17 protein-coding genes and 1 pseudogene are annotated in these 26836 nt (G+C 69.8%); 10 read left to right on the forward strand and 8 right to left on the reverse strand.

Annotation, left to right across the window (positions count from 1 at the left end; all coding sequences use genetic code 11):
- Positions 1 to 143: 143 nt before the first annotated feature.
- Genes ABH920_RS30125 through ABH920_RS30135 form a run of 3 tightly spaced genes read left to right on the forward strand, consistent with a single transcriptional unit; the run spans position 144 to position 5030 of the window.
- Positions 144 to 3053 carry an ATP-binding protein gene (locus tag ABH920_RS30125; RefSeq protein WP_370352563.1) on the forward strand — a complete coding sequence of 970 codons (2910 nt, stop codon included), beginning with the start codon at positions 144 to 146 and terminating at the stop codon, positions 3051 to 3053.
- Entirely contained in the window at positions 3046 to 4578 is a 1533-nt protein-coding gene (locus tag ABH920_RS30130) for an HNH endonuclease (protein WP_370352564.1), read from the forward strand. Before ABH920_RS30125 ends, ABH920_RS30130 begins: the two co-directional genes overlap by 8 nt.
- Before the next feature lie 2 nt (positions 4579 to 4580).
- Positions 4581 to 5030, forward strand: coding sequence for an SMI1/KNR4 family protein (locus ABH920_RS30135; RefSeq protein WP_370352565.1), 450 nt, complete (start codon positions 4581 to 4583; stop codon positions 5028 to 5030).
- Here the strand turns inward: ABH920_RS30135 and ABH920_RS30140 are convergent.
- The 5 genes from ABH920_RS30140 to ABH920_RS30160 form a co-directional block, all read right to left on the reverse strand.
- Positions 4972 to 5406, reverse strand: coding sequence for a hypothetical protein (locus ABH920_RS30140; RefSeq protein WP_370352566.1), 435 nt, complete (start codon positions 5404 to 5406; stop codon positions 4972 to 4974). The genes ABH920_RS30135 and ABH920_RS30140 overlap by 59 nt on opposite strands.
- 77 nt (positions 5407 to 5483) lie before the next feature.
- A complete protein-coding gene (locus ABH920_RS30145; protein ID WP_370352697.1) occupies positions 5484 to 7406 on the reverse strand; it encodes an arabinofuranosidase catalytic domain-containing protein in 1923 nt (640 codons plus the stop codon).
- A 346-nt stretch (positions 7407 to 7752) separates the two neighbouring features.
- The gene (locus tag ABH920_RS30150; protein WP_370352567.1) at positions 7753 to 8880 is read right to left on the reverse strand and encodes a glycoside hydrolase family 19 protein; all 1128 of its coding nucleotides are present in this window, start codon (positions 8878 to 8880) and stop codon (positions 7753 to 7755) included.
- A 65-nt stretch (positions 8881 to 8945) separates the two neighbouring features.
- Entirely contained in the window at positions 8946 to 10157 is a 1212-nt protein-coding gene (locus tag ABH920_RS30155; protein WP_370352568.1) for a ricin-type beta-trefoil lectin domain protein, read from the reverse strand.
- 255 nt (positions 10158 to 10412) lie between these two features.
- Positions 10413 to 10778 (reverse strand): hypothetical protein, encoded by a 366-nt coding sequence (locus ABH920_RS30160; RefSeq protein ID WP_370352569.1) that lies wholly within the window; start codon positions 10776 to 10778, stop codon positions 10413 to 10415.
- A gap of 218 nt (positions 10779 to 10996) precedes the next feature.
- On the opposite strand from ABH920_RS30160, the gene ABH920_RS30165 reads away from it, so the two are divergent.
- Positions 10997 to 11485 carry a hypothetical protein gene (locus ABH920_RS30165; protein ID WP_370352570.1) on the forward strand — a complete coding sequence of 163 codons (489 nt, stop codon included), beginning with the start codon at positions 10997 to 10999 and terminating at the stop codon, positions 11483 to 11485.
- A gap of 32 nt (positions 11486 to 11517) precedes the next feature.
- On the opposite strand, the gene ABH920_RS30170 is transcribed toward ABH920_RS30165, so the two are convergent.
- The 3 genes from ABH920_RS30170 to ABH920_RS30180 all read right to left on the reverse strand — a co-directional run bounded on the left by ABH920_RS30170 (position 11518) and on the right by ABH920_RS30180 (position 14613).
- Positions 11518 to 12639: a hypothetical protein gene (locus tag ABH920_RS30170; protein WP_370352571.1), complete on the reverse strand. Its 1122-nt coding sequence runs from the start codon at positions 12637 to 12639 to the stop codon at positions 11518 to 11520.
- Positions 12640 to 12726: 87 nt separating this feature from the next.
- Positions 12727 to 13686: a hypothetical protein gene (locus ABH920_RS30175; RefSeq protein ID WP_370352572.1), complete on the reverse strand. Its 960-nt coding sequence runs from the start codon at positions 13684 to 13686 to the stop codon at positions 12727 to 12729.
- A 78-nt stretch (positions 13687 to 13764) separates the two neighbouring features.
- Positions 13765 to 14613 carry an NAD-dependent epimerase/dehydratase family protein gene (locus ABH920_RS30180; RefSeq protein ID WP_370352573.1) on the reverse strand — a complete coding sequence of 283 codons (849 nt, stop codon included), beginning with the start codon at positions 14611 to 14613 and terminating at the stop codon, positions 13765 to 13767.
- Positions 14614 to 14841: 228 nt separating this feature from the next.
- Between ABH920_RS30180 and ABH920_RS30185 the strand changes: the two genes are divergently transcribed.
- From ABH920_RS30185 to ABH920_RS30210, 6 genes and pseudogenes are all read left to right on the forward strand, one after another.
- Positions 14842 to 16383: an alpha/beta fold hydrolase gene (locus ABH920_RS30185; protein ID WP_370352698.1), complete on the forward strand. Its 1542-nt coding sequence runs from the start codon at positions 14842 to 14844 to the stop codon at positions 16381 to 16383.
- A gap of 456 nt (positions 16384 to 16839) precedes the next feature.
- A pseudogene (locus tag ABH920_RS30190) lies at positions 16840 to 17169 on the forward strand (transposase); the annotation flags it as partial.
- A 639-nt stretch (positions 17170 to 17808) separates the two neighbouring features.
- Positions 17809 to 21861, forward strand: a complete 4053-nt coding sequence (locus ABH920_RS30195; RefSeq protein ID WP_370352574.1) for a Pls/PosA family non-ribosomal peptide synthetase — start codon at positions 17809 to 17811, stop codon at positions 21859 to 21861.
- Between the two features lie 72 nt (positions 21862 to 21933).
- Positions 21934 to 23313 (forward strand): diaminobutyrate--2-oxoglutarate transaminase family protein, encoded by a 1380-nt coding sequence (locus ABH920_RS30200; protein WP_370352575.1) that lies wholly within the window; start codon positions 21934 to 21936, stop codon positions 23311 to 23313.
- 3 nt (positions 23314 to 23316) lie between these two features.
- Entirely contained in the window at positions 23317 to 24591 is a 1275-nt protein-coding gene (locus tag ABH920_RS30205) for an aspartate kinase (RefSeq protein WP_370352576.1), read from the forward strand.
- A 27-nt stretch (positions 24592 to 24618) separates the two neighbouring features.
- Positions 24619 to 26763 (forward strand): S9 family peptidase, encoded by a 2145-nt coding sequence (locus tag ABH920_RS30210; RefSeq protein ID WP_370352577.1) that lies wholly within the window; start codon positions 24619 to 24621, stop codon positions 26761 to 26763.
- Positions 26764 to 26836: the final 73 nt, after the last annotated feature.

Below are 26836 nucleotides of genomic sequence, written 5' to 3' on the forward strand. Positions count from 1 at the left end.
GCCCCACCGACCTGTCCGGCAGCATTGTTCGAACTGCTTGTGGCACGCGACGTCCCCGCCCCCGGTTCGCGCCGGCGCGGGGACGTCGTGCAAGACCCCTGATTCGCGTCGCACCCAGGACTCGAGGACCCCCAGGAGCCGTCGTGACAACTCAGGACTCCCAGTCCCCTCAGCATCCCAGCTTCCTGATACAGACCGCGGATGCCTGGACCTACGCTTGGACCGGCGTGCGGATCGAGGCGGCCGCGGACCTCACCGAGGCCGAGGAGTACAGCGGCCTGTCCGAGGGCGCGCGGCTGGACAAGACCGCGGCCGCCGACCGCGCGTGGACCGGTGGGCTGTGGGAGCACGCGCACCTTGAGCGCTACGACACCCGGTACGTCAACGATCCGGCGACCGGGCGGATCGGCTGCACGGTGCTCGGGCGGGTCGCGGCGAACGGTCTGGAAAACGCGCTTCAGGCCGCGACCGCCGTGCGCCGCCAGCTGGCTCTGACGATGCCGCGGCATGTCCACGCCGCCGAGCTGGCGTCGGCGGCGGACGTCAGCGCGGCGCTGGTGCCGTTCCGGCCGCCGATGCGGGGCATCGCCGAGATCCGCAAGCGGATCTGGACCGGGGTACCGCAGCGTCCTGATGCCGGGGTGCCGTACTACCACATGGTGCAGCCGTTCACGGTGACGCCGGCTTCGTGGGAGCCGGTGCTGCGGGCGTTGGCGGCGCAGTCCGCGCCGGTCATGCTGTCGGTCGGGCTGATCCCGGCGCAGACCGGTCCGGACGTCGTCAATGCCCTGAATCAGTTGGCGACGTCGTATCACCGGCTCGGCTCGCCGGGCGAGATCCCGGAGGGGATCTTCACCTCGCGCATCCAGCTGACTGCGGACGCCTTCGCCGTGGACGCGCATCGGATATTCGTCGACGCGGCTCGACGGTATGCGGGGCGGGTCTTCAAGATGCGGATCACGGTGGCCAGCCCGGAGCCCATCGCGGACGGGTTATGCGAGCTGATCGGGCGCGCCGTGTCGCCGTCCACGACGTCGGCGAGTGCGAGCGGGGCTGTCGGCGGGGTGCTGGTGCAGAGCTTTTCGGGGCCGGCGTACCGGATCGTGCGTCCTCGGGACGAGCAGGAGTTGGCGGCGGCGTGGCACAACGTGGCCGCCATCGAGCAGCTGCGGTGGGACCGGGACTATTACGACGACCAGCCCGAGGTTCTGCAGCCGTTGCTTCGTAGCTTGTGCGAGTTGGTGGATCCGGGTGAGGCGTCGGCGGCTGTGCACCTTCCTGCCGCGATTTCGGGCGCGCTGCCTGGTTTTCCGGTGCGGCGCCCGGCTGCGGCGGGGCTGATCGAGTACGGGTTCGACGATGGTCAGGTGTCGCTCGGCGAGCAGTTCGCGGAGGGACGTCCCGCCGGGCAGCTGGGCATTTCGGTGGACGACCTGACGCGGCACGCTTTGTTCGTCGGCGCGCCGGGGTCGGGCAAGACCAACTCGACACTGGCGTTCTGCGAGCAGCTGTGGCGCGACCACCGGGTGCCGTTCCTGGTCGTGGAGCCGGTCAACTCAGACCTCGATGATTACCGGTGGCTGGCCACCCGGCCCGGGTTCGAGGACCTGGTGGTGCTCACAGTCGGAGACGAGCGGATCGCACCGCTGCGGCTGAATCCGTTCGAGGCGCCGCCGGGGGTCACGGTGCAGGCGCACATGGGTGGGCTGAAGTCGTGCTTCGACGCGGCCTTCGGATTGTGGGACCCGCTGCCCGCGATCTATGACAGGGCTCTGCTGGCGGTGTACCGGAACCGGGGGATCGTGCCGTCCGAGCGTTCTTCGGAGCGGTACGCGGGGCGCTGGCCGCGGCTGGCCGAGTTCAGCGACTGCCTGGCCGAGGAGGTCGCGAAGCTCGGGTACCGGGGCGACGTGCGCGCCAACATCGAGGCCGCGGCGCAGTTGCGGGCCCAGAGCCTGGCGTACGGGGCGTGCGCGGGGACGTTGGACTGCGCGACGTCGTTCCCGGTCGCGGCGCTGCTGGACCGGCCGGTGGTGGTGGAGCTGGCCGCACTCGGCGACAACGAGCGGGAGCAGACCCTGGTGACGGCACTGCTGCTGTCGGCCCTGACGGAGTACTACAAAGCGAACCGCGAACCGGCGTCGGGCACTCGGCACGTGATGGTGATCGAGGAGGCGCACCGGCTCCTCGGCCGACCGTCGGCGGCGTCCGGCGGCAAGGAGGGCGACGCCCAGGCGGCCGCGGCGACCCGGTTCGCGAACACGCTGGCGGAGAACCGCAAGTACGGCGAGGGCGTGGTGATCGTCGAGCAGGTGCCGGGAAAGCTGATCGAGGACGCGTACAAGAACTCGAACTTGAAGGTGATGCACCGCCTCCCCGCCGACGACGACCGCGCGACCATCGGCGGCACCATGCGCTTCACCGCGGACCAGGAGCGACAGGCCGCCGCACTGGCACCGTTCTCAGGGTACGTATACCACGACCGCATGGACCGTCCGATGCTGGTGCAAGTCCCGGACGTACGAGGCCAGGCGGCCCAAGCCTCAGGCCTCGGCCGCGCACCACTGGCGGGGGCGGAGGTACTGCGCGAGCGCTTCGAACGCTTCGTGAAGCACGTCCCGGAGGCGGACGCCGCACTGGCGACGTTCCCGGAGTGCACGGGCTGCGAGCACCGGTGCTTCTACCGCGGCAACGCCGAGCCGGCCGCGACGGACGCGACGGCGGCCGAGCTCGACCGGCGCGTGACCGCCTTCCGCGAGCTGCCGAAGCCCCAGCGCGCGGGCTGGTGGTCGGACACGTTCGAGTGGCTGAGCACCACAGCATCGGGCACCGCACCCGCAAGCCTGCCGACGCTGCTGGAGGAGGGCAGCGAACAGCTGGCCGACTACGAGGCCTGCGTAGTGATCCACCTCGGCCGCCACCTGAAGTGGAAGCACACCACCGCCTGGGCCCACCAGGTCCGCCAACGCTGGCCCGAATGGGCACGCTCGCAGCGTGCCACGGCGCGGGCGGCCAGCGCGGCGGAGGCGGAGCCGGACTTCAGCGATGAGTGAGTGGGACGAGGGCGGCGGGGAGGCGGCGGAACCGGAGGACGGCGGGGAGGAGCTGGAGGCAGGTGATGGGGATCGGGGGAATGCGGACTTTGATCCGGAGGCCGAGGAGGGTGAGGGCGAAGACGACGGCGAGGGGGATGAGGCTGAGCCCGAAGCCGAGCTCGAGCCCGAGCACGAAACTGATCCCGAAGCCGAGCCCGAGCGGGAGGCCGACTCCGAAGCCGAACACGAGCACGAGCCCGAGCACGAGCACGAAGCTGAGCCCGAGCACGAGCACGAGCCCGAGCACGAGCACGAGCACGAAGCTGAGCCCGAGCACGAGCACGAGGCCGAGCCCGAGCACGAGCACGAGCCCGAGTCCGAGCACGAAGCCGAGGCCGGGCACGAAGCCGAGGCCGAGCACGAAGCTGAGCCCGAGCCCGAGCCCGAGTCCGAGCACGAGGCCGAGCCCGAGCCCGAGTCCGAGCACGAGGCCGAGCCCGACACCGACACCGACACCGACACCGACACCGAAGCCGCAGCCGAAGCCGAAGCCGAGCCAGAAGCTGGCTCCGAGACCGAAGCTGAGACCGAAACCGAGACCGAGCTGGACACCGGGACCGAGCCCGAAGTCGAACTCGACCCCGAGACAGAGACCGGGCCTGATCCCGAGCCTGACACCGGGGCTGAGACCGAGCCCAACGCCGATGCCGAACCCGAGACCGATGCCGGCGATGCAGAAGGCCAGGAGACCGACGAGTCTGTAGCTGACTCCGATGGCGAAGCCGATCAGGAGGCCGGCGAACCCGTAGCCGAACCTGGCGGCGAGGACAGCCAAGAACCGGATGAAGCGCCCGACAACTCCGAATACGAGCCCGACTTCGGCGACGAGGACGCGCCACCTGCGGACGACGGTGAGTTCGCCGAGCCCTTTGAGCGTGCCGAGCCGACTCCCGAGGCCAGCGATCCTGATGCCGACGACGGTTCCAGTCTCGATAACGCCGACTATGATCCCGACACCGCCTCGGACGACGCCGATGACATCACCGACAGTGCCGCCACCGACGCCACCGACCGCCCCACCTCCCCCCTCGGAAGTCCGGCCGAGCGCCCCGACCGCTCCCTCTCCCCCGCCGAGCACGAGGCGCGCAGGGACGCCGGGCTCGCGCGCTCCCAGGCGGTTCTCGGGGCTGAGAACTGGGCCAACTCGACGTTCGCCGGGGAGGTCTTCTACGACAAGCTGTCGCAGGATATGAAGGACAAGTATCCCGGCGGTGTCGAGTTCAGTTATGAGGGCTTCCCCATCTTCGAGCCGCATGCCACGCATGTTGTCGAGTTGCCGGGTGGCTTCGGGGCGACGCGGCCGGAGGACTTTCGGCGGGCCAATGCGATCGCGGGGTTGGACAAGAAGCCCACGGATCAGAGTTGGCATCACAAAGAGGACGGCAAAACGCTCGTGTTGGTGGACCGCACGCTGCACAACCAAGTCCGACACTTGGGTGGCGTGTCCATCAACAAAGCTCTGAACCGAAACCGGGAGGCGTGACGATGTCCATCACCCTGGAGGCGCACGGGCCGGTGTCCGAGCAGGACGCCGGCGACGTCGAGCGCCGCCTCGGCGTCCGGCTCCCGCCGGCCTACCGCGCGTGGCTTCTCGCTTTCGGGGGCGGTGTGCTCAGCGACTACGCCGTGGTCCCCGGGACCGGGGGCAATGGCGTGATCGACCAGTTCGAGGCGGTCGAGGACCTGGTCGGCACCCAGGCCTTCGAGCCCAACAAGCTCGTCCCGCCCGGGTACGTCGTCATCGCCGTCGGGAGCGGTGGCAGTCTGGCGATCCGCACCGCCGACGACGACTACGGCTCGCTGTGGTGGGCCGACTTCGACAAGGCCGACGCGATCGACCTCGCCGGGGACACGCCCGAGGGCCCGACGCCGGGGATCATGGCGCGGCTCGCCGACGACTTCCCGTCGCTGCTCGTGTTGCTGGACATCGTCTGAGGACGAGCGCCAGCCAGCCGACCGCCGCGACGAGGAACAACGGCGGCACGACATAAGCCGACGTCAACAGCGCGCCGTAGTGGTCCTGGATCCGCAGGCCCCAGGCCATGGCGCCGAAAGCGAGGATGAAGGCCATCAGAACCAGGATTCCGGTCGCGTCGTTCCCGAGGCCCCATTGCGGGCCCGCTTTGGTCGGGATCGGGTGGCTGCCGGGGGCCGTGGACTGGATGACGGCCGGTGCTCCGTGCCACCAGGCGATGGTGACGGTCGCGCCGTCAGGGGGTGGTGAGACGCCGACGATCCGCACCGTGCCCATACGACGCCCCCGGCCCGCACTGCGCCGGCCGGACGGCCTGGCGGCAACGCCGCCGGTCATACGGGACGGCGTGCGAGCCAAAAGAGCTCAGCCCGGGCATCGGCCCGAGCTGAGCACAAGCGTAAGTAGTAGCCGCGTCAGTCGAAGTCGAGGTCGAACTGCTCCGACTGGCCGATCGACGTCGAACTGGCGATCAGCGCCGAGGCCCCGCCGTTCGGCGTGGTCACGTAGTCGTTGTTCGCGTGAGCGCGCAACGTGACGCTCCCGATGCCGTTGGCGATCAGATCGAACTCCTCCCACGGCCCGATCGACGTACGGTTCGCGATCAGCGGCGACGCGCCGGCGTTGTCCGCGGTCACGATGTCGTTGTTCGCGTGCGCGCGCAGGCTGACGCTGCCGTCGCCGTTCGGCAGCAGGTCGAACGTCTCCCAGGGTCCGATCGCGGTGCGGTTCGCGATCAGCGGCGCGGCGCCGGCGTTCTCGGCGGTCACGTAGTCGTTGTTCGCGTGGGCGCGCAGGCTGACCGGGACGGTGTCGGCGACGAGGTCGAACTCCTCCCAGGGGCCGATCGCGGTGCGGTTCGCGATCAGGGGCGAGGCGCCGGCGTTGTCCGCGGTGACAATGTTCTGATTCGTGTAGGAGCGCAGGCTGACACTGCCGTCGGCGTTGTGGATCAGGCCGAAGACCTCCCAGTTGCCGACGCCGCCGCGGTTGGCGATCAGCGGTGCGGCGCCGTCGTTGTCGGCGGTCACCCAGCTGTTGTCGGCCAGCGACTTCAGGTTCACGGTGCCGTCGGTGCCGGTCACCACCTCGAACTCCTCGGCCTTGCCGATCGAGGCGGAGTCCGCGATCAGCGGCGTGGTGCTGTTGGCGGCGTCCACGTACTTGCCGTTGGCGTGCGCCTTCAGGCTGACGACGGAGGCGCTGGTGGTGAACGTGGTGTTGTTGTTGGCGTAGCCGGCGGCGGTGACGTTCGCCTGCACCGCGTTCTCGGTCGCGTCGGAGGGGAAGCCGGCCGTGACGGCGCCTTCGAAGAACTCGCCCTTGCCCAGGTCGCTGTTGTCGCCGCCGGTGCCGAGTTCGATCGAGTTCTGCACCTTCATCGGGTTGTAGCCGGGGCTCGGCAACGCTCCGGAGTAGGCCTGGTTCAGGCCTCCGGATTGTCCGTTGCCGTATTTGAGCGTGAAGTTGGTCGTCCCGTTGTTCTTCTCCCAGGCGGTGACGAACGAGCCGCTCTCGCTGGGGATGTTCGTGGGGTTGGGGCCCGCGGCGCTGAAGTACATGCCGTTCTCCAGGTCGCCGCCGACCCACGGCCCGGAGCCCGTGCAGCCGCCGGTCCAGCAGGCGCCGCCGTAGTAGATCGCGTTCATCGTGCCGTTGCCGTCGTCGCTGTCGTTGGTCTCGGCCGAGCCGAAGTCGAAGCAGCAGCTGGCGCTGGTCAGGTTGGACGACGTCAGCATGTACTCGCCCTCGGGCTGCGAGCCGGTGGGCACGTTCTTGGCCGCGTTGTTGCGATATCCGGTGCCGACGTTGTTCACGAGCACGCCGAAGGCCTGCTGGCCGCCGATCGTGATGGGCAGCGCCATCGCGTTCGCGCCGATGTCCGAGCCGTTCGGGCCGGGGCCGCCGAGCCCTCCGGAGCAGCCCGAGCAGGACTTGCCGGGGGATATCGGCAGGTTGTTGGCGTTCGCGGTCTGGTCGTAGAGCAGGGTGATGGTGCAGGTGGTGCCGGAGCAGAACGAGACCTGCGGCGCGGCGTTGACGACGCCGCCCGCCGCCTGCAGACCGATGTTCAGGGTGTTGTTGTCCGAGGCGCGCTGGATCTGGTAGAGCGGGCCGTTGTAGGCGCTGAACATCGCCCGCGTGGTGCTGTACGCGGCCTCGCACGGGGTGCTGCCGGAGGCGTAGATGTCGCACGGTGCGGTGGTGGCAGCGGCGGCCTTGGCCGTGGTGGCGACGTTCCTGGCAGCGTTCGTCGTGCCGGCGTTCGTCGTGGCAGCGTTCGTCGTGGCGGCGGCCCTCGTGGTGGCCGCACCGAGCATCGGGATCGCGAGCGCCATCGCCAGCAGGAACGCGAGCAGGAGTCGCGTTCGTGGTCGGGTTCTGATCGTGGGCAGCACCGATACCTCCAGGACGTCGGCCTCGCGGGGTGTGTGTCATCCGTGTGACACACCGCACACCTTCATCTGAGTATTGACGTAAGTCAAGACTGGACCGAACGTCTTGGCGCAATTTTTGAGGGATCTCCTGCAAAAAGAGAGCTCGGACGCCGTCTCGCCGGCCCTGCTGTGCACAACTCCGACTCCTGCGGCGCACGCGAAAACCCCGGCTCCCCCGGCGGCTGTGGGACCGCCGGGGGGCCGAGGTGGGGGTGCATTCAGAACGCTGTGTCTGCCGACAGGTGCGTCAGCAGGTGAGGTTGCCGCCGGGGCTGACGCCGAGGATGGAGGTGAAGGACTCGTAGTCGTTGACGCGGTCCTGCATCTCGCCGGTGTTGCCGCCGTTGCACTCGATGTCGTTGATGGCGCGGATGGTGGCGCCGAACCCGTTGCCGTTGACCATCGCGTTGTGGGACGTCACGCCGCCGTTGCCGGTCCCGGTGAACCAGTACCAGAGGGCGGTCTGCCAGGAGATCGCGGCGTTGGTGGCCACCTGGTCGGGGTTGTCGAGCAGGTCGATGCCCAGCGCGTTTCCGGCCGCGTAGTAGTTGAAGTTCCAGCTGATCTGCAGCGGGCCGCGGCCGTAGTACTGGTAGGTGCCGGCCGGGCAGCCGTAGGACTCGCTGGCGCAGTAGTTCCCGGACTGGTCGATCTCGCGGATGTAGACCAGGCCGCCGGTCTCGTGGTCGACGTTGGCCAGGAACGCCGCCGCTTCCTGCCGCTGCGTGGTGGCGCTTCCGGTGGTGGCGAACGCGGGGTACGAGTTCAGCGCCGTGACCAGGCCGCTGTAGGTGTAGAAGGAGTTCCGGTTCGGGAACATCTGGTTGAACTGGGCCTGGCTGACGACGAACCCGCCGCCGCCCCCGCCGCCACCTCCGCCGGGGAGGTTCCAGGACTGGTTGGCGCTGCCGGCGCAGTCCCAGATCTGGACCTGGGTGCCCGAGCCGCCGAAGCCGGTGTCGTCCAGGCACTTGCCGGAGTTCGGGTTGAGCAGCGCGCCGTTCGACTGCGGCTGCCAGACCTGCGCGCCGGTGCCGTTGCAGGTGTAGAGGTCGACCTTGGTGCCGTTGGCGGTGCCGGCGGCGTTCACGTCGAGGCAGTTGCCGAGGACCTGCAGGCTGCCGTTCGATCCGACGGTCCACTGCTGGGCGCCGGTGCCGTTGCAGGTGTAGACCTGGATCGGGTTGAACTGCGCGGTGCTGGCGCTGCGGTCGTCCAGACACAGGCCCTGGTAGCCGGTGATCGGGCCGGTGCCGCTCGCGGCCTGGGCGACGCTCGCGGTGCTCATGCCGATGCCGGCGACGAGGACGACGGCTCCGAGGAGTGCCAGGGTTCTGTGTCGTGCGTTGCGTATCAGTGTTTTGAGGTGTTTCATCGGGGCGGTCCTGCCTTTCGGATTCGGCGGGGCTGTTGCGGGCGGCGGCGCAGGTGGTCGTACGGCTAGCTGGGAAGGTGCCACTGCTGGTTCGCGGAGCCGGCGCAGTCCCAGATCTGGAGCCGGGTGCCGTTGGCGCTGCTGTTGCCGGTGGCGTCGAGACAGCGTCCTGAGTTGGGGTTCCGCAAGCTGCTGTTCGCGCCGACGGCCCACTGCTGCGCGGCGGTGCCGTTGCAGTCGTAGAGCTGGGTCAGAGTGCCGTTGGCGGTGCCGGCCGCGGTGACGTCCAGGCACTTGCCGAGGGCGCGGATCGTGCCGTCGGTGCCGACCGTCCACTGCTGGGCGTTGGTGCCGTTGCAGTCGTAGAGCTGGACGGCCGTGCCGTTGGCGGTGTTCGCGCCGGCGACGTCGACGCACTTGCCGGCGATGCCGGTGATCGGACCGGTCGCGCCTCCGCCGCCGCCGGAGCTCTGGGTGGCGTTGAAGGAGAAGGAGTTCGTGCCCAGGCCCTGGCCGCCCTGCCAGATCTCGAAGCCGGCCTCGGCGTCGATGAGGTAGGAGTTGGCGCCGGTGACGCCGCGCTGGACCGAGTCGTTGATCAGGGCTTTGACGTCGAGGTTGGTGACCGAGGTGCCGCCGCCCTGCAGGACGTAGGAGACGATGTTCCAGGAGCTCTGGCGGCCGGTGTAGACGTTCCAGTTCAGGCCGCCGGCGGAGACGGTGCCGGTCTGCGAGCCGAACGGCGACACGCCGCCCCGGCTGTTGAGCCAGATCATGATCTCGCTGTCGTCCGGCTGGCCGCCGGTGGTGGGCGCCGAGTTGGTCCACAGGTCGTAGGCGACGTCGTAGGCGCCGGCGGCGGGTTGCGTCGTCGACCAGGAGGAAGTCGCGCTGCCAAGCCGGCTGACCTGGATCGGCAGTCCGCTGTTGGTGGTGCACGCACCCCAGTGGCAGCCCTTGTAGATCGAGGGGTAGGTGGCCGGGGCGCCGCCGCTGAGGTTGAAGTTCGCGGTGCTCACGGTCCAGGCCGTCCCAGTCGTGGCGGTCACGCACTGCGAGGCGGAGGAGTTCCATTCGTTGCTCTGCAACGTGTACTCGCCGCCGGCCAGGCTGATGGAGCCCTGCGGCTGGCAGTTGGTGACGTCGGCGGGGGCGGCGGTCGGAGTCGTTGCGGACGTCGCGGCAGCGGTTGCGGCGGCGGTCGGCACGGCGAGCGCGACGAAGACCGCCACGACAAGGGAGGAGGCACGGGAGCGGGTCAGCAGTCGCCGGATCACGGAAGATCCCTTCGAGGATTGATCAGATCTTGATTCGCGAAGACCGACACTGCTCTGCGGCATGGGGATATCGTTCGTGGACCTGCGTGGGAGGTGTCAGTCGTGCGTCGAGCTGTGGCAGAGCTTTACTTCACGACTTAGTTCACGACTTGGATTGAACCGCCGGGGCTACCGTGGGTCAAGGGTCTAGACCAAAGTTTTGGTCTGGACCAGTCGTGCCGGACCGGATCCGGCCCCGATCCGGCACGTCCGGAACTAGTCGTCGCCGTTCTTGCGCGGGTACTCGATGACTTCCTGCCCGCCGAAGGTCCGACACAGCTCGAAGAGCCTCGGGAGCTGATCGCAGGCGTCCTTAATGATGTTCTCCTGGTGGATGAGCGTGGTGACATCACTCAACGTCATCGACTGCCCCTGGATGAGCGCACCGAGGCTGGTACCCGTCACTTCCTGACCGTTGAACACGGTGGTCGTCAGGGCGACGTCCTGGAGCTTGTAGCGGTTGACGAGCTCGGCCTCCTCCGCCGTGAGCTCGAGTCGGCACCCGAGCTTGAAGGAGACCCCCTTGTGGCCGCCGAACGCGCCCTTCAGGTCCTGCTGTTCGCGCGTGATGATGAGTTTCATGGGACCCCCTGCGCTCCTCGCGCGGCCTGGCCACGGCGCCGGCGGTGACGTGGCCTCGGGCCGTAGCCTTCCACGTTTCGTTCACGATGACACCAGGGAACTGACGGAGAGGCGCGTGAGTTTCGCACGGTGCTGATGCACTGTCCGTCAGGGGATCACGGGTGCAGCGTTGGTGCACGCCGACCACTTAGCCGCGAGAACAGAGAACCAGGTGCCGGATGTATTTCCCCGACTTGAGTCCTTACGGCTACCGGCGTGGCCTCGACAGCATCCCCATGCCCGCTCCGGAGTTCAGCCGTGAGGTCGCGGTTGTGACGTGGCGCCTCAACGTCGGATGGCTCGATGACATCCATCCCCATGCCATCGGCCCTGTGCCCGAAGAGACGCTGGAAGCATTGCAGAGCATCATCGCGCACCAAAACGTCAACAAGACGCGCGGCTTTCACAAATGCGAGCTCTGCCCCGCTGACAGCCCGTCCCTCACCTACGTCGACGCACAGGGGGAGAGCCATTACCTGGCTAACGGGGAGATCCGCATTCCCGCTGCCGATGGCTCGCTCTACGCGGCACCCAAACTGGTCGGGCACTACGTCGAAGCGCACCAGTACCTCCCACCGGCGGGCTTCCTTAGCGCGGTCGACGACTATTTCCGCGCCTCGCGTGACAACCTCGCGCTGGGCTGGATTTACTGGGAACAGAGCTCGTAGTCCGTGCCGAGGCCCGAGGCCCGATGACGACGTCAGTTGCCGCCGCTGTGCTGAAGCACCTTGCCTTGACCGTCCGCGGTCAGCGTCGCGGCGCCCTTGTCGCCGGTCACCACGATTCGGAGCGCGACCGAGCCGGTGGCGCCGTCGGCGCTCACCTGCCAGCTCTTGACGGTGCCGACGCTGGGGGTGTTCTCGGCCTGGTGGACCAGTGCGGGGATGCGGGCGTAGGGCAGGGTGCGGGGGTCGAAGCCGCCGATCTGCACGTCGGTCGGGGCGAAGACGACGGTCAGGCGGGTGTCCTGGATGACGACGGTGAGTGCCGGGCGGTTGGCCGCGTCCTGCGTCACCGATTCGACGGCTGACTGGAGTGCGCCGGGGTCCAGCAGCGATTCACCGGGGCCGACGGTGGCCGTGCCGACGTCCGAGGTGACGGTCGTCGTGGTCGTCGTGGACGAGGAATCAGTTGAGGAATCGGTCGAGGACGTGGACGACGACGTGTCGGCGGCGCTCGTGTGGTGGTGGAACACTTCGGTGTGGAACAGGCCGAGGATGGCGCCGGCGCCGACCAGCAGGCCGAGCAGCGTCAGGAGGCAGCCGGTGCAGCTCGCCGGGGACTCTTCTTTCTGCGCCGGGCCGGGTGCGGAGTCCAGGCTCGCCGTGGCCGCGCGTTCGGCCCACTCGGCGGTCGGCTGCTTCACGATCCGGACCTTCAACGGCCGGTCCGGCGGGTACTCGACCACCACGATTCCGCGCGGGCGGTAGTCCGGCAGGGCCACGAGGTTGATGTCCTGCCGGATCTCGACGCGATAGGCACGCGCGTCGTCCGGGGCGACGGTCAGGTCGAAGCGCACCGGGATGTCGCTGCTCTCGCCGCCGACCGCTTGCAGGCTCTCGATCATCGCCAGCGCGGTGCGCGGCACGACGGCGGCCGCGGCGGCCCGGGCGCGGGCCCGGCGGCGGTAGGTGACCAGGGCGTAGAGCAGGCCGTAGGCCGGAAGCAGCACCAGCCCGATGACGACCAGCGACACGCTCTGCGCGATGCACCCGCTGATGAAGGCGGTCAGCGCCGCCCCCATCGCGACGCTGGTCAGGAACCCGCGTATTCGAGCGGCGGGCTTGCTGGGCGCGGGCGGCGCGCCCACGGTCGTCGTCATGGGGCTGATTGTGCACGGTGCGTGTGACGTGCGGCGGTTGTTTGGGTGACCTTCGTGGTCACGGCGGGGTTCACGGGCCGGCGAAGGTCACGGGCCGAGCGGGTCCCAGTCGGAGCCGTAGCGCAGGAGGGACCGCGCCAGGTCCGGGTGTGCCGATGCCCAGGCTGTGTCGAAGAGGTACCACTGCTGGTATCCGAACGCTTCGTTGCAGTGCATGGCGAGCTGGATGAGGTGGTCGCTGACACGCAGAACCGACGACTCCGGGCGTCGGCCGCGGGTGTACTCGGCAGCGGCGAGCATCGCGGTGGCCGCCTGGTGTGCCGCCGCGTGGTCACTGGGCAGGTCGGGCCACGGAGCCGCGTCCAGGTTGAAGCCCGGCCAGCGGTTGCAGCGTTCGAGCGCGGCCACGACGCCGGCCTCGCCGGGGGCCACGAGCGCACGCAGCACCATCAGTTCGGGGTGATCCTCGGCATCGGGCACGGTGGCCGCGAGATGCGCGCCGAGGCCGGCCAGCTCTACTCCGGGGAAGGCCGCGGGCCGGAGATCGTCGAAACTTCCGCTGTCGTAGAAGGTCAGGAACACGGCGTACGTGGTTGTGGGCTCGGGTGAGCGTGAAGTCGCGGTCGTCTCGACTTCCTCCGGCAGCCAGTCGTCGCGGATCACGTATGCCAGGCGATCGGGTATGGAGGCCAGTACCTCGTCGTCGAAGAAGAAGTACGCCAGCTCGACCTCGTCGTCATTGGTACGCACCCGCAGGCTGTGGTCGTCGAGCTGGATGTAGCTCTCGTCGCCCTCCACGTAGAGATGCCGGTGCAGGAGTTCACGCAGTTCACTGGTCGTCTGCGGGACGGGCAGGTCCCTGCTCGCCACCCTCGTGAAGATCGAGGACAAGCCGTAGACGTGGCCGCCCAACTCCGACTTGACCCAGGAGCGGGGGTCGTCGCAGTTCCAGCCTCGTTGGAACCAGGCGAGAACGGTGTGGTCGGGCACCGGGCGGATGCGCCTGCTCAGCGGACCCTCGTAGTGCGACCTGTAGACGAAGAGCATGGCTGTGACCATACGGCGCCGCACTGACGATCAGCGCCGGTCGATCGCCGTCGGTCGTTCGCCGTCGGTCGATCGCCGTCAGTCGGGGGTGGCGGTGGTGAAGTCCCCGCCGAGATAGCGCACCTCGGGATCGTCCGGGTCGACCGGTAGGCCCGCGAAACGGTGCGCGAAGACCGAGGAGTCGTCCTGCGGCACGTACCCGAGGCGCCGCCCGGGTTCCGGATCGGCCCACGCCGTCGGGTTCGCCGAGACGCCGTAGACGATCTCGTAGCCCAGGTTCGGCGCAGTGGCCAGCGCGTGGAACAGCCGGACGGCGTCGGCCGGGCTGAACCAGGTGTCGAGCATCCGGCGGGTCCGCGGTTCGGGAAGCAGGGCGCCGATCCGGACGCACGCCACCTGGAGTCCGTGCCGGTCGTGGTAGTACGAGCCGAGCGCTTCGCCGAACGCCTTCGACACGCCGTAGAGCGTGTCGGGCCGGGTCCGCTCCACGGTGCCGAGGGGCCGGTCGGCGAAGGCCGAGCGCTGGTAGTAGCCGACGACGTGGTTGGTGCTGGCGTACAGCACGCGCGGCACGCCGGCCCGGACGGCGGCGTCGAAGACCTGGTACGTGCCGTCGATGTTGGTGTGCAGGATCGCTGCGAAGTGGTCCTCCTTGGGGATTCCCGCCAAGTGCACCACGACGCCGACGTCCGCCATCGCCGCGAGGACGGTCGGCTCGTCGGTGACGTCGCCGACGACCCACTCCGCGTCGCCGGGGACGCCGGGGCCGCCAGCGTCGCCGGCGTCGTCCGGGATCCGCAGGTCCAGACAGCGAACCGGCCACCCGAGCGCGGCCAGGCCGGTGCGCAGGATCGTGCCCACTCCCCCGGCGGCGCCGGTGATCAGGATCCGCTGTCGGTTCGACTGTTCGCCGGGCTTCTCAGACATCTGTCAGCGCCTCTCCGTGGGACTCAGTCATCAAGACATATACAACTCTGAAGTCGGTCCATGTTTACTGCTTTACTATCGCTGACCAAACCATGCCGCCGAGCGTGGCTACCTTCCTGTGCCATCCAGAAAGGTCGTTCTTTGAAGACCCACCTCCGGTCCCGCACCGGGCGCCGACTCACCTCCATCCTGGCGGCGGCGGTCCTCGCCACCGGCCTGGGGGCCGGTATGGCCGTCGCCAGCCCGGCCGCGCCGCACGACGACCAGCCGCCGGTCCCGACGCTGAACTGGACCGACTGCGGCGGCGGCTTCCAGTGTTCCGACGCGGCCGTGCCGCTGGACTACCGCGACCCGGCCGGCACCACCATCACGCTGCACCTGATCCGGCACCTGGCCGCGGACCCGAGCCAGCGGGTGGGCACGTTGTGGATGGAGCCCGGCGGGCCGGGCAGCAGCGGGCTCGCCTTCGGCCGGGACAGCTGGGCGAGCCTGCCGACCGAGCTGCAGAACAAGTTCGACCTGGTCAGCTTCGACCCGCGCGGGATCCAGACCAGCTCGCCGGTCGTGTGCTACAACGACACGCAGTACGACGCGGCCGTGGACGCGACCCCGGGCGTGCCCGGGCCGGACGCGTTCGACACCGCCGTGCGGGTGGCGGCGGACTATGACCAGAACTGCGTGAAGAACCTCGGCGACACGGCCGGGCTGTTCGGGACGCAGTACGTCGCGCGCGACATCGACCTGATCCGCCAGGCGCTCGGCGAGCAGCAGCTGACGTTCTACGGCCGGTCGTTCGGCACGTACGTCGGCACCGTGTACGCCAGCATGTTCCCCGGCCGGGTGCGTGCCATGGCGCTGGACGGGGCGTACGACCCGAACCACTACGCGAACGACCCCTACGCGTACGACGTCCCGGAGTACCTGGCGACGGACGCGTCGATGAACGACTTCCTGACCTGGTGCGACCAGAACCAGGCGATGTGCGGCTTCGGCGACGGCGACGCCAAGGCGGCCTTCACCGCGCTCAAGGCCGACCTGGACGCCAACCCGGTCACGCTGCCGAGCGGCCGCAAGGCGAACGGCTTCACGCTGGCCTACCGCCTGCTGTTCAACGTGGACGACGGCAAGGTGATCTGGCCGGCGTTCGGCCAGGCGCTGCACCAGGCCCAGCTGCACGACCCGAGCTCCTTCCTGCTCAACCCGCCGTCCACGGCGAGCTGGGCGCAGCTCAACCCGAACACCGTGGTCTCGTGCAACGACCGGGACTTCCCGACCAGCGTCGACGAGCTGAAGGCGTACGTCACGGCCGAGGCCGCCGCCGCCCCGCTGTTGGGCGCGCCGTGGGCCTACGCGCCGCCGATGTACGACCAGAACAGCGCGCCGGCGTGCGTTCAGTGGCCGGTCGCGCGGGTCAGCCGCTACAGCGGGTCCTACCGGGCGACCGGGTCGGCGCCGATCCTGGTGATCGGGACGACCAAGGACCCGGACACTCCGTACCAGGACGCTGTCACGCTCTCGCAGACGTTCGACAACGCGGAGCTGCTGACGTTCGACGCCGAGGGCCACACCGCGTTCGGCCGGAGCGCGTGCGTGACGGCGGCGACCGCGACGTACCTGGCCGACCTGACGCTCCCGAAGCCGGGCACGGTGTGCTCGGACGAGATTCAGCCGAGCCCGGTCACGGCGGCGAACACCGTTTCCGGGAAGCTGTACAGCGAGCTGCGGAGCGGCGCGGTGGACGACCACAACCGGATCGACTTCGCCGGCTGACGCGAGGACGATCCCGGCTGGCCGGTTCGCGGACTCTGGTGGTTCGCGGGCCGGCCTTTTGGATGTGTGGGGCAGACGACGGCGGACGCGACCGACCTTTCGAAACCGTGCGGAAACGCACTCCAAGAGGCATGCAGCCTGTGCGCCGGACGGACCTGACCCCAGGCCGGACGCCTCGCACCTTATCTCAATACCCTTCCATAAAGCGGTCCTGACCATCCGCGCCGCTCCAAAGAGGAACCTGACAAGACTCTGATGGAGCAAAAAGCTTCGCCCGGTGGCGCACCACGGCCCGCCGCCCGGCAGTTCGGGGAAATAGCCAGGTCAGGGCTCCCTCCGGACACGGCGTGCACGAACCCTGGGACCCACCCGCGGCGTCTCACGTGGTATAGACCCACTACCAGTGGTGACGCATTCGTTACACAAACGACAGGATCGTGTTCCATGATGGGCACCATGGTTGGCGTCCTGTCACATCGACTGGTGCCGGATCGGCTGTGGCAGCAGGTCGAACCCTTACTGCCGGCTTTCCCCGCCCGGCCGCAGGGCGGCGGCAGCGCACCGCTTGACGACCGCGCGGTCTTCACCGCCGTGGTGTACGTCCTCACGAGCGGGTGCGCCTGGCGGAGCGTGCCGGCGGAATTCGGCGTCTCGCCGGCCACCGCGCACCGCCGGTTCACGGCCTGGAGCCGGAACGGGGTGTGGCGGCGGCTGTATCAGACCGCTGCCGACCAGCCCGACGAGCACGCCTGGCTCGCGACGATAGCCCGCGCCGCACTGGAGCGGTAAAGCTACTGACCGATACGATGACCGGCTCACCGCCGGCATCGCGGGAAACCGGCCCGCCGCGCCTTTGCCGCGTCCGGCTCATGTCTTTGCGACGCCGGCCGCACGGAGTCCTCACACGCGGCTCACACTCGCGCGACCCTTCAGCCACCCTTGCCGGGTCTCCGGCGTCGCACCCGGCGTCGGCCCCCGATCGCGCGGAATCACAGAGATTCCCACTTGCCTTTCCCTCGCAGTCTTCGTGAATTCGCACTGAATCGATCACCGACCCCTCGCCAGAACCCTTTCCCGGAGGCCTGAAACCACCCTCCGACCAGCCACATGAGATATGGTGAGCGAGTCTGAGAAAAGCATTAAGAGTCTTGCGAGGGTTGTGCAGACCGCCCTACTGTCCGAGGTAGTAGGACGGCTGAACATCACCAAGGAGCCCGTCGCATGGACCAGTTGTCAGCCGCACCGCGGACACATTGCCGCAGCTCGCGACATCGGCCGCGACGCCCGATAATGTTTTCTATTCTCGGGGCCGCCTCGGCGAGGCGTTTACGGTCGCCTTAACAATCGACACATAATATGAGCCCGGACGTCAATTCACCGGCCTGCGCGGCCGTCGCCGTCCCCTTCCCGTGAACAGAAGGAATCATGTCGAGCGTCGAATCGCCCTCCCAATCCGGCGTGCCGAAAAACAATCCGGACCTCTCCGATCCGGACGGCCACTGGATTCTGCCCGAGGTGCAATGGCTGTCCCAGTACTTCGAGCGGACCTGCGACCGGGTGCCGGACAACGTCGCCGTCGTCTGCGGCAGCGCCTCGCTGAGCTACGCCGAGCTCGACCGCCGGGCCAACCGGCTGGCCGCGCTGCTGCGCGAACGCGGCGCCGGTCCCGGCCGGCACGTGGGCATCCTGCTGGAGCGCTCCGTCGACAGCTACATCGCGCTGCTCGCGGTGATGAAGTCGGGGGCCGCGTACGTGCCGCTGGACTCCTCGTTCCCGGCCGACCGGGTGGCGTTCATCGCCGAGGACGCAGAGCTCTGCGACCTGGTGACCACCTCGATGATGCGGCACCGGACGCACGGGCTGCCGTGCCGGATCCTGGAGCTCGACGAGCTGGCCGCGCGGATCGCGGCGCAGGCGCCGGAGCGGCTGCTTGTCGCCGATGGCGCAGGCGCTGATTCCTCGCAGCCCTGCTACATCATCTACACCTCGGGAACGACCGGACGCCCCAAGGGCGTGGCCGTCTCGCACGCCAGCCTGGTCAACTTCCTGCAAGCCGTCGCACCGATCTACCAGGTGTGCGAGCAGGACCGGGTCTACCAGGGCCTGTCGCTGGCGTTCGACTTCTCCGTCGAGGAGGTCTGGCCGGCCTGGGTGGTCGGCGCCACGCTGATCGCCGGGCCGACCGACGACCGGCGGGTCGGCGAGGGGCTGGCGACGTTCCTGGTGGAGCAGGCGATCACAGTCCTGTGCTGCGTGCCGACGCTGCTGACCGCCGTCGAGGCCGAGATCTCCTCGCTGCGCAGCCTGCTGGTCAGCGGCGAGGCGTGCCCGCCGGACCTGGTGCGGCGCTGGTCCCGGCCGGGCCGGCGGCTGCTGAACGTCTACGGGCCGACCGAGGGCACGGTCAGCGCCACCTGGACCGAGCTGTCGGCGCTGCGTCCGGTCACCATCGGCAAGCCGCTGCCCAGCTACCGCGTCTACCTGCTGGACGAGAACCTTGCCCCGGTCCCGCCCGGGGACAGCGGCGAGATCTGCATCGGCGGCCCCGGCGTCGCGATCGGCTACCTCAACCGGCCCGAGCTCACCGCGCAGAAGTTCATCGCGAACCCGGTGGTCCCGGACCGGGAGTACAGCCCGCGGATCTACCGGACCGGCGACCTGGGCCGGTTCACGCCGGCCGGCGAGATCGAGTTCCTGGGCCGGATCGACACCCAGGTCAAGATCCGCGGCTACCGGATCGAGCTGGCCGAGATCGAGCAGGTGCTGCGGGAGGACCCGGCCGTCGAGAACGCGGTGGTGGTGCCGCGCGAGCACGACGGCGTGGTGCAGGACCTGGTCGGGTATCTGACGCTGGCTCGGTGTGAGGACAACCACGACCACCTCCGCGAGCGCCTCCACACCAAGCTCCGCACCCGCCTCCCCGACTACATGATCCCCGCCTTCGTCGAGGTCCTGCCCGCCCTGCCGATGCTGGCGGCGGACAAGGTCGACCGGTCCGCGCTGCCCGCCCCGACCTCGCCGCCGCTGGCCAAGCGCGCGCGGCCGCACGTGGCCGCGCGCACGCCGACCGAGCGCGTGCTCGTGACCGCCTGGCAGGACATCCTCGGCGTCCAGGACCTGTCCGTCGAGGACGACTTCTTCCTCGACCTCGGCGGCCACTCGATGGCGGCGGCCCGGCTGATGTCGCGGCTGCGCAAGCAGCCCGAGACGGCCGGCCTGGCCATGGCAGACCTGTACAGCCACCCCACAGTGAGCGCGCTGGCAGCACTCGTCGACGACGCCACTGCCACCGCGCCCGACCCGGAACAACAGCAGGGCCCTGAGCCCCGCAAGCACTCCAGCCTGCGCGTCGCGGTCTGCGGATTCGCCCAGATGGCCGCGCTCTACGCCTGGCTCATGGTGTTCGGGCTGCCGGCGCTGGTGCTGGTCTACCGCCTGATGGCCTCCTGGCACCAGCCGCTGCCCGGTCTGAGCACTTCCGGCGACCCGCTCGACTACCTGGCCCGGATGGGCTACGCCGAGTTCGTCCCGCTGGAGATCGCGTGGACGCTGGCCGACGTGCTGCTCATCCCGGCCCTCGCCGGCCGGCTGCTGCTGGCCGGGGTGCGACCGGGCTGGTATCCGCTGTGGGGGGTGACCTACTTCCGGTTCTGGTTCACCACCCGGGTCCTGGTCGGTTCGGCGGCCGCCCTGCTCGCGGGCTCGCCGCTGCTGCCGCCGCTGTTGCGGATGATGGGAGCCAAGGTCGGACGCGGCTGCCATGTCGCAGGGCCCTTCGGTCTGCCGAAGTTCGTCGAGCTCGGCGATCACGTGAGCATCGGATACGGCGCCCGCGTGCAGTCGTACGCGGTCGAGGGCGGCTGGCTGCGGCTGGCGCCGGTCCGGCTCGGCGAGGGCAGCAACCTGGGGACCAACAGTGTGCTGCTTCCCGGCTCCGCGCTCGGCGCGCACGCCTCGCTCGGCGAGCAGTCGCTGCTCCCCGCCGACCACGCGGTGCCGGCCGGCGAGCACTGGGCCGGATCGCCGGCCGCCGCGCAGGAGTCGGCCCCGGCCGTCCTGCAGGTCCTGGGCGAGCGGCCCGACGAGCGCCGGTGGCCGCTCCGCGTGCTGCTCGGCTACGCCGCCGGGGCGCTGGTGCTGATCCTGGTGCCGCTGCTGATCGCGGCCGCCGGCAGCACCGTGCTGGGCCTGGTGGCCTGGCGGGACGGCTTCGCCTGGTCGCTGCCGGCCACCCTGCTGGCCGGTCCGGCGCTGGTGCTGACCACCTGTCTGCTGATCATCGCGGTCAAGCGCCTGGTGCTGCCGCGGGTGCGGCCCGGGATCTACGCCGAGCGCAGCGGGTTCGGCGTGCGCAAGTGGATCGGCGACGGTCTGATGACCACCAGCCTGACGCTGACACACTCGCTGTACTCCACGCTGTACCTGGTGCCGTTCCTGCGCCGGCTCGGCGCCCGCACGGGGCGCTGGTCGGAGGTCGCGACGGTGAGCTTCGTCGACCCGGACATGCTGGTCATCGGCGAGCGCAGCTTCGTCGCCGATGTCGCCGTGGTCGCGCCGGCGGTGTTCCACCGCGGCCGGATCGCGATCGCGCAGGCCGAGGTCGGCAGGCGCAGCTTCGTGGGCAACGGCGCGCTGCTGCCGGGATCCGGCCGGATGGGTGACAACAGCCTGCTCGGGGTGCACTCGGTCGCGCCGGCCCGGCCGATCGACCCGGAGACGACGTGGCTGGGCTCGCCGGCGATCTTCCTGCCGCGGCGCGAGGAGAGTCGGAAGTTCCCTGCGAAGTACACCTACGATCCCAGCCCCGGGCTGATCGCCGCGCGCCTGGCGATCGAGTACCTGCGCGTGACGCTGCCGTCCACGATCGGCTTCCTGAGCGCCCTGGGCGCGCTGTACACCAGCATCAAGCTCGCCCAGAGCAGTTCGCCGCTGCTGGTGTTCCTGCTCGGACCGGCGCTGGTGCTCGGCGCCGGGGTGTTCGCCACGCTCGTGGTGGTGCTGATCAAGTGGCTGGTCATCGGCCGCTACCGGCCGCGGGTGGAGCCGTTGTGGGGCGTCTGGGTGCGGCGCACCGAGCTGGTCACCGGCCTGTTCGAGAACCTGGTGGTGCCCGGTCTGATGACCGGCCTCACCGGCACCCCGCTGGCGCCCTGGGTGATGCGGCTGTTCGGCGCGCGGTTCGGGCGGCGGGTGTGGCTGAACACGACGTACCTGACCGAGTTCGACCTCGTGGACGTCGGCGACGACGCGGCGGTCGGCGAGTTCACCTCGCTGCAGACCCACCTGTTCGAGGACCGGGTGATGAAGATGTCCCGGGTCGTGGTCGGACGGGGCAGCTCGGTCGGGGCGCGGAGCGTCGTGCTGTACGACGCCGAGGTCGGCGAGGAGACCTCGCTGGACGCGCTGTCGCTGGTGATGAAGGGCGAGCACCTGCCCGGCCACAGCCGCTGGCGCGGGATCCCGGCTCGCCGGTACTGACAGATCCCTGATTCGTCTTGACGCTTCTTCTCTGTTTCCCCACTTCTCGCTCACCCCCTTCCGGAGACCGCCATGACCTCGCTCGTCCAGCTCGACTCCCTCCTGGCCCCGCACGTGGCCGGGAGCCTGCCCGGACCCCGCTCGGCGGAGTTCCTGGCCCGCCAACAGACCTACGAATCCAACGCCCGCAGCTATCCCAGACGGCTGCCGATCGCCCTTCAGGAGGCGTCCGGCAGCCTGGTCCGCGACGTGGACGGCAACGTCTTCATCGACTTCCTGGCCGGCGCCGGCGTGCTGTCCCTGGGGCACAACCACCCGGAGCTGGTGGCCGTCGTCACCGACCAGCTCGGGGTGCTCACCCACGGCCTGGACTTCCCCACGCCGGTGCGGGAGGCGTTCGTCGAGGCCCAGCTCAGCATGCTGCCGGCCGGGATGCGGGACCGCATGAAGATCCACTTCTGCGGTCCCACCGGCGCGAACGCCGTCGACGCCGCGCTGAAGCTGTGCAAGACCGCGACGGGGCGCGGGGACGTCGTCTCCTTCCAGGGCGGCTTCCACGGCAGCAGCCACGCGGCCATGGCGCTGACCGGGCTGGTCTCGCAGAAGCGGCCGGTGCCCAACGGCATGCCCGGCGTCCACTTCTTCCCGTACTCCTACTGCGCGCGCTGCCCGATCGGGCTGAGCCCGGACAGCTGCGCGACGAACTGCGCCGAGGTCCTGGAGCGGGCGCTGACCGACGGCAACGGCGGCGTGCCGCTGCCGGCCGCCGTGGTCATGGAGATGGTCCAGGGCGAGGGCGGCGTCATCCCGGCGACCAAGGAGTTCGCGCGCCGAGTCCGTTCCCTGACCCGCGAACTGGGAATCCCGTTGGTGGTCGACGAGGTCCAGACCGGCTGCGGACGCTCCGGGACGTGGTTCGCCTTCGAGCAGTACGGCATCGAACCGGACGTCGTCATCGCGTCCAAGGCGCTCAGCGGGATCGGCACGCCGGTGGCGCTGATCATCTACGACGCCGCGCTCGACGTCTGGGCGCCCGGCGCGCACACCGGCACCTTCCGCGGCAACCAGCTGGCCTTCGCCGCCGGCGCCGCGGCGGTGGAGATCATCCGGCGCGACGGTGTCCTGGACAACGTGGTGCGGCGCGGCGAGCAGATCGCCGACCGGCTCAAGCCCCTGCTGGACGACCCGTGGGTGTCGGAGGTCCGGGGCCAGGGGCTGATGTGGGGCATCGAGTTCGCCGACCCGAAGAACGGCCGGCCGGCCGGCGGGCTGGCCGCGGCCGTACAGGCGGCGGCGCTGCGCGGCGGGCTCATCGTCGAGCTCGGCGGCCGGGACGACTGCGTGGTGCGGATGCTGCCGCCGCTGAACGTCACCGCCGGCATCGTCGAGGCGGCCTGCTCGATCCTGCTGACCGCGATCCGGACGGCGAAAGCCACCCACCGGGAGGCCTGAGCCATGAGCCTCATCGTGCAGAAATTCGGCGGGTCCTCGGTGCAGAGCACGGAGCGCGTCATCCGGGTCGCCGAACGCGTCGTGGCCACCCGTCAGGCCGGCCACGACGTGGTCGTGGTGGTCTCGGCCATCGGCGACACCACCGACGACCTGCTGGAGCTGGCCGGGCAGGTGAGCCCGGAGCCGGTGCCGCGGGAGCTGGACATGTTGTTGAGCGCCGGCGAGCGCATCTCCAACGCCCTGATGGCGATGGCGATCGAGGCGCTGGGGACGCCGGCCCGCTCGTTCTCCGGCGCGCAGGCCGGGATCCGCACCGCCGCGACGGCCGGGCGCGCGCGGATCACCGAGGTGCGGCCGGACCGGGTCCGGCAGACCCTCGACCGCGGCGCGATCGCGGTGGTCGCGGGCTTCCAGGGCGTGCATATGGACGAAGCCGGCGAGAGCACCGTCACGACGCTGGGACGCGGCGGCTCCGACACCACCGCCGTCGCGCTGGCGGTGGCGCTGAAGGCCGACCTGTGCGAGATCTACACCGACGTCGACGGCGTCTACACCGCCGACCCGCGCATCGTGTCCGACGCGCGCCTGATGGAGCACGTCGGCTACGACGTCATGCGGGAGCTGGCGATCAGCGGCGCGAAGGTGCTGGCGCCACGGAGTGTGGAGTACGCGGCGCGGCACGGGATACCGGTCCGGGTCCGTTCCTCGTACAGCGCCGAGCCGGGGACGATGGTCTCCGGATCGGCGGGCGCGGCGCACGCCGAGTACTCGGCGGTGGCCGGGGTGGCGCACGACGCGTCGAAGGCGAAGACCACACTGTGCGGGGTGCCGGGGTCGCCGGAGCTGACCGCACGGATCCTGCAGGTGGTCGCGGGGATCGAGGCCGAGCTGCACTATTCGGTGCTGGACGCTTCGTGGACGTCGCGCGGGCGGCCGGACATCTCGCTGGTGCTGCCGGCGCAGGACGGCCCGCCGGTGCTGCGGGCATTGCGGGAGGAGAGCGCGGAGCTGGGGTTCGAGGACCTGCGGTACGCGGAGCGGATCGGGAAGGTCTCGCTGATCGGCAGCAGCCTGCTGTCACAGCCGGGGGTCCTGGCGACCTGCTGCGAGACGCTCGCCGAGGCCGGGGTGCAGCTGGAGACGATCTCGACGTCGGATATCCGGTTCACCGCGCTGTGCCCGGCGGACCAGCTGACGGACGCGGTGCGGGCCTGGCACGCGGCGTTCGGGCTCGGGGCGCCGGAGCTGGCGGTGGTGCACGCGGGGACAGGGCGGTGAGGGATCGCCGCCACCTAGACTTCCGGTATGAAGCCGCCGGTAGCTGCCCGCCGTGACCACGAACGTTCCCGTCACGGCGATGTCGTCAACGATCCCTACGCCTGGATGATCGACGGGGAGGACGCGGAGGTTCTGGCGTACCTCAAGGAGGAGAACGCCTTCACCGAGGCCGCGACGGCCGGGCTGGCCGGGCTGCGGGAGACGGTCTTCCAGGAGATCAAGGGCCGGACGAAGGAGACCGACCTGTCGGTCCCCACCCGCAAGGGCGACTGGTGGTACTACTCGCGCAATGTCGAGGGGCTTCAGTACGCGATCCACTGCCGGGTCGCCGCCGACGGCCCGACGCCGCCGTCACTGCCCGAGGACGGGTCCGCGCTGCCCGGCGAGCACGTCCTGCTCGACGGCAACGTCATCGCCGACGGGCACGAGTTCTTCTCCCTCGGCGGGTTCGAGGTCTCCCCCGACGGCCTGCGCCTGGCCTACTCGGTCGACTTCGCCGGCGACGAGCGCTACACGCTCAAGGTGCGGGACCTGGCCACCGGCGAGGACTTCGCCGACGAGGTCGCCGACACCTACACCTCGATCGCGTGGACCCGGGACGCCTCGACGCTGTTCTACACCACGGTCAACGACTCCTTCCGGACCCACCGCGTGTACCGGCACGTGCTCGGGACGCCCGCGGCGCAGGACGAGATCGTGCTGCAGGAGGACGACGAGCGGTTCTACGTCGACGTCCGGCTCACGCGCAGCGAGCGGTTCATCGAGATCTTCTGCGGCTCGAAGATCACCAGCGAGGTGCGGCTGCTGGACGCCGACGACCCGGCCGGCGAGCTCCGGATCGTCGCGCCGCGCCGCGACGGCGTCGAGTACTCGGTCGACCACTGGGCCCATCCCGGCGATCCGTCCCGCGACCTGCTGCTGGTGCTGCACAACGCGGACGGGAAGACCGACTTCGAGCTCGCGTCCGCGCCGGTGTCCGCGCTCGGCGGCGACAGCGCGTGGACGCCGCTCGTGCCGTACCAGCCGGGCGTCCGGCTGGACTACGTCGAGGCGTTCGCCGGCCACCTCGTCGTGGCCTTCCGGCGCGACGGGCTCACCGGCCTGGCCGTGCACAAGGTCGACGCGGCCACCGGGACGCCGTCCGCGCAGGGCACGCCGATCGAGTTCCCCGAGCAGGTCCGCACGGTCAGCCCGGACAAGAACCCCGACTACGACACCACCCGCTACCGCCTCGACTACACCTCCATGGTCACGCCGTCGAGCGTCTACGACTACGACGTCGCGACCGGCGAGCTGACGCTGCTGAAGCGGCAGCCGGTGCTAGGCGGCTACGACCCGGCCGACTACGTGCAGGAGCGGGTCTGGGCCACCGCGCAGGACGGCGTGCGGGTGCCGGTGACGCTCGTGCGCAGGCGGGGCGTCGTCGCCGACGGCTCGAATCCGTGCGTGCTGTACGGATACGGCTCGTACGAGGCCTCCATCGACCCGTACTTCTCCATCCCGCGCCTGAGCCTGCTGGACCGCGGGTTCGTCTTCGCGATCGCGCACGTGCGCGGCGGCGGCGAGCTGGGGCGGCAGTGGTACGAGGACGGCAAGCTCCTGGTCAAGCGCAACACCTTCACCGACTTCGTCGCCGCCGCCCGGCAGCTGGTCGCCGACGGGTGGACCAGCCGGGACCGGCTCGTCGCACGCGGCGGCAGCGCCGGCGGCCTGCTGATGGGCGCCGTCGCCAACCTCGCCCCGGACGACTTCCGGGCGATCGTCGCCGAGGTCCCGTTCGTCGACGCGCTCAACACGATCCTCGACCCCGACCTGCCGCTGACCGTCATGGAATGGGACGAGTGGGGCAACCCGGTCGAGGACGCCGAGGTCTACGCGTACATGAAGGGCTACAGCCCCTACGAGAACGTCGCGGACGTGCAGTACCCGGCGATCCTCGCGGTGACCAGCCTCAACGACACCCGCGTCGGCTTCCACGAGCCGGCCAAGTGGATCGCGCGGCTGCGCGCCGAGGCCGGCGGCGTGCAGGACTTCCTGCTCAAGACCGAGATGGAGGCCGGGCACGGCGGGCGGTCAGGGCGGTACACCGCCTGGCAGGAGGAGTCGTTCAATCTGGCGTGGATCATCGACAAGGCGACGGGGTCGGCGACCGGTTCAGGGGCCGCCGACTAGATGATTGATTCCTGGGGGTTCCGGCGTACGGAACCGCAGCTGACATGGGAACTTGCGAAACGGCTCAGCAGCA

Source organism: Catenulispora sp. EB89, assembly GCF_041261445.1.
Classification (GTDB): Bacteria; Actinomycetota; Actinomycetes; order Streptomycetales; family Catenulisporaceae; genus Catenulispora.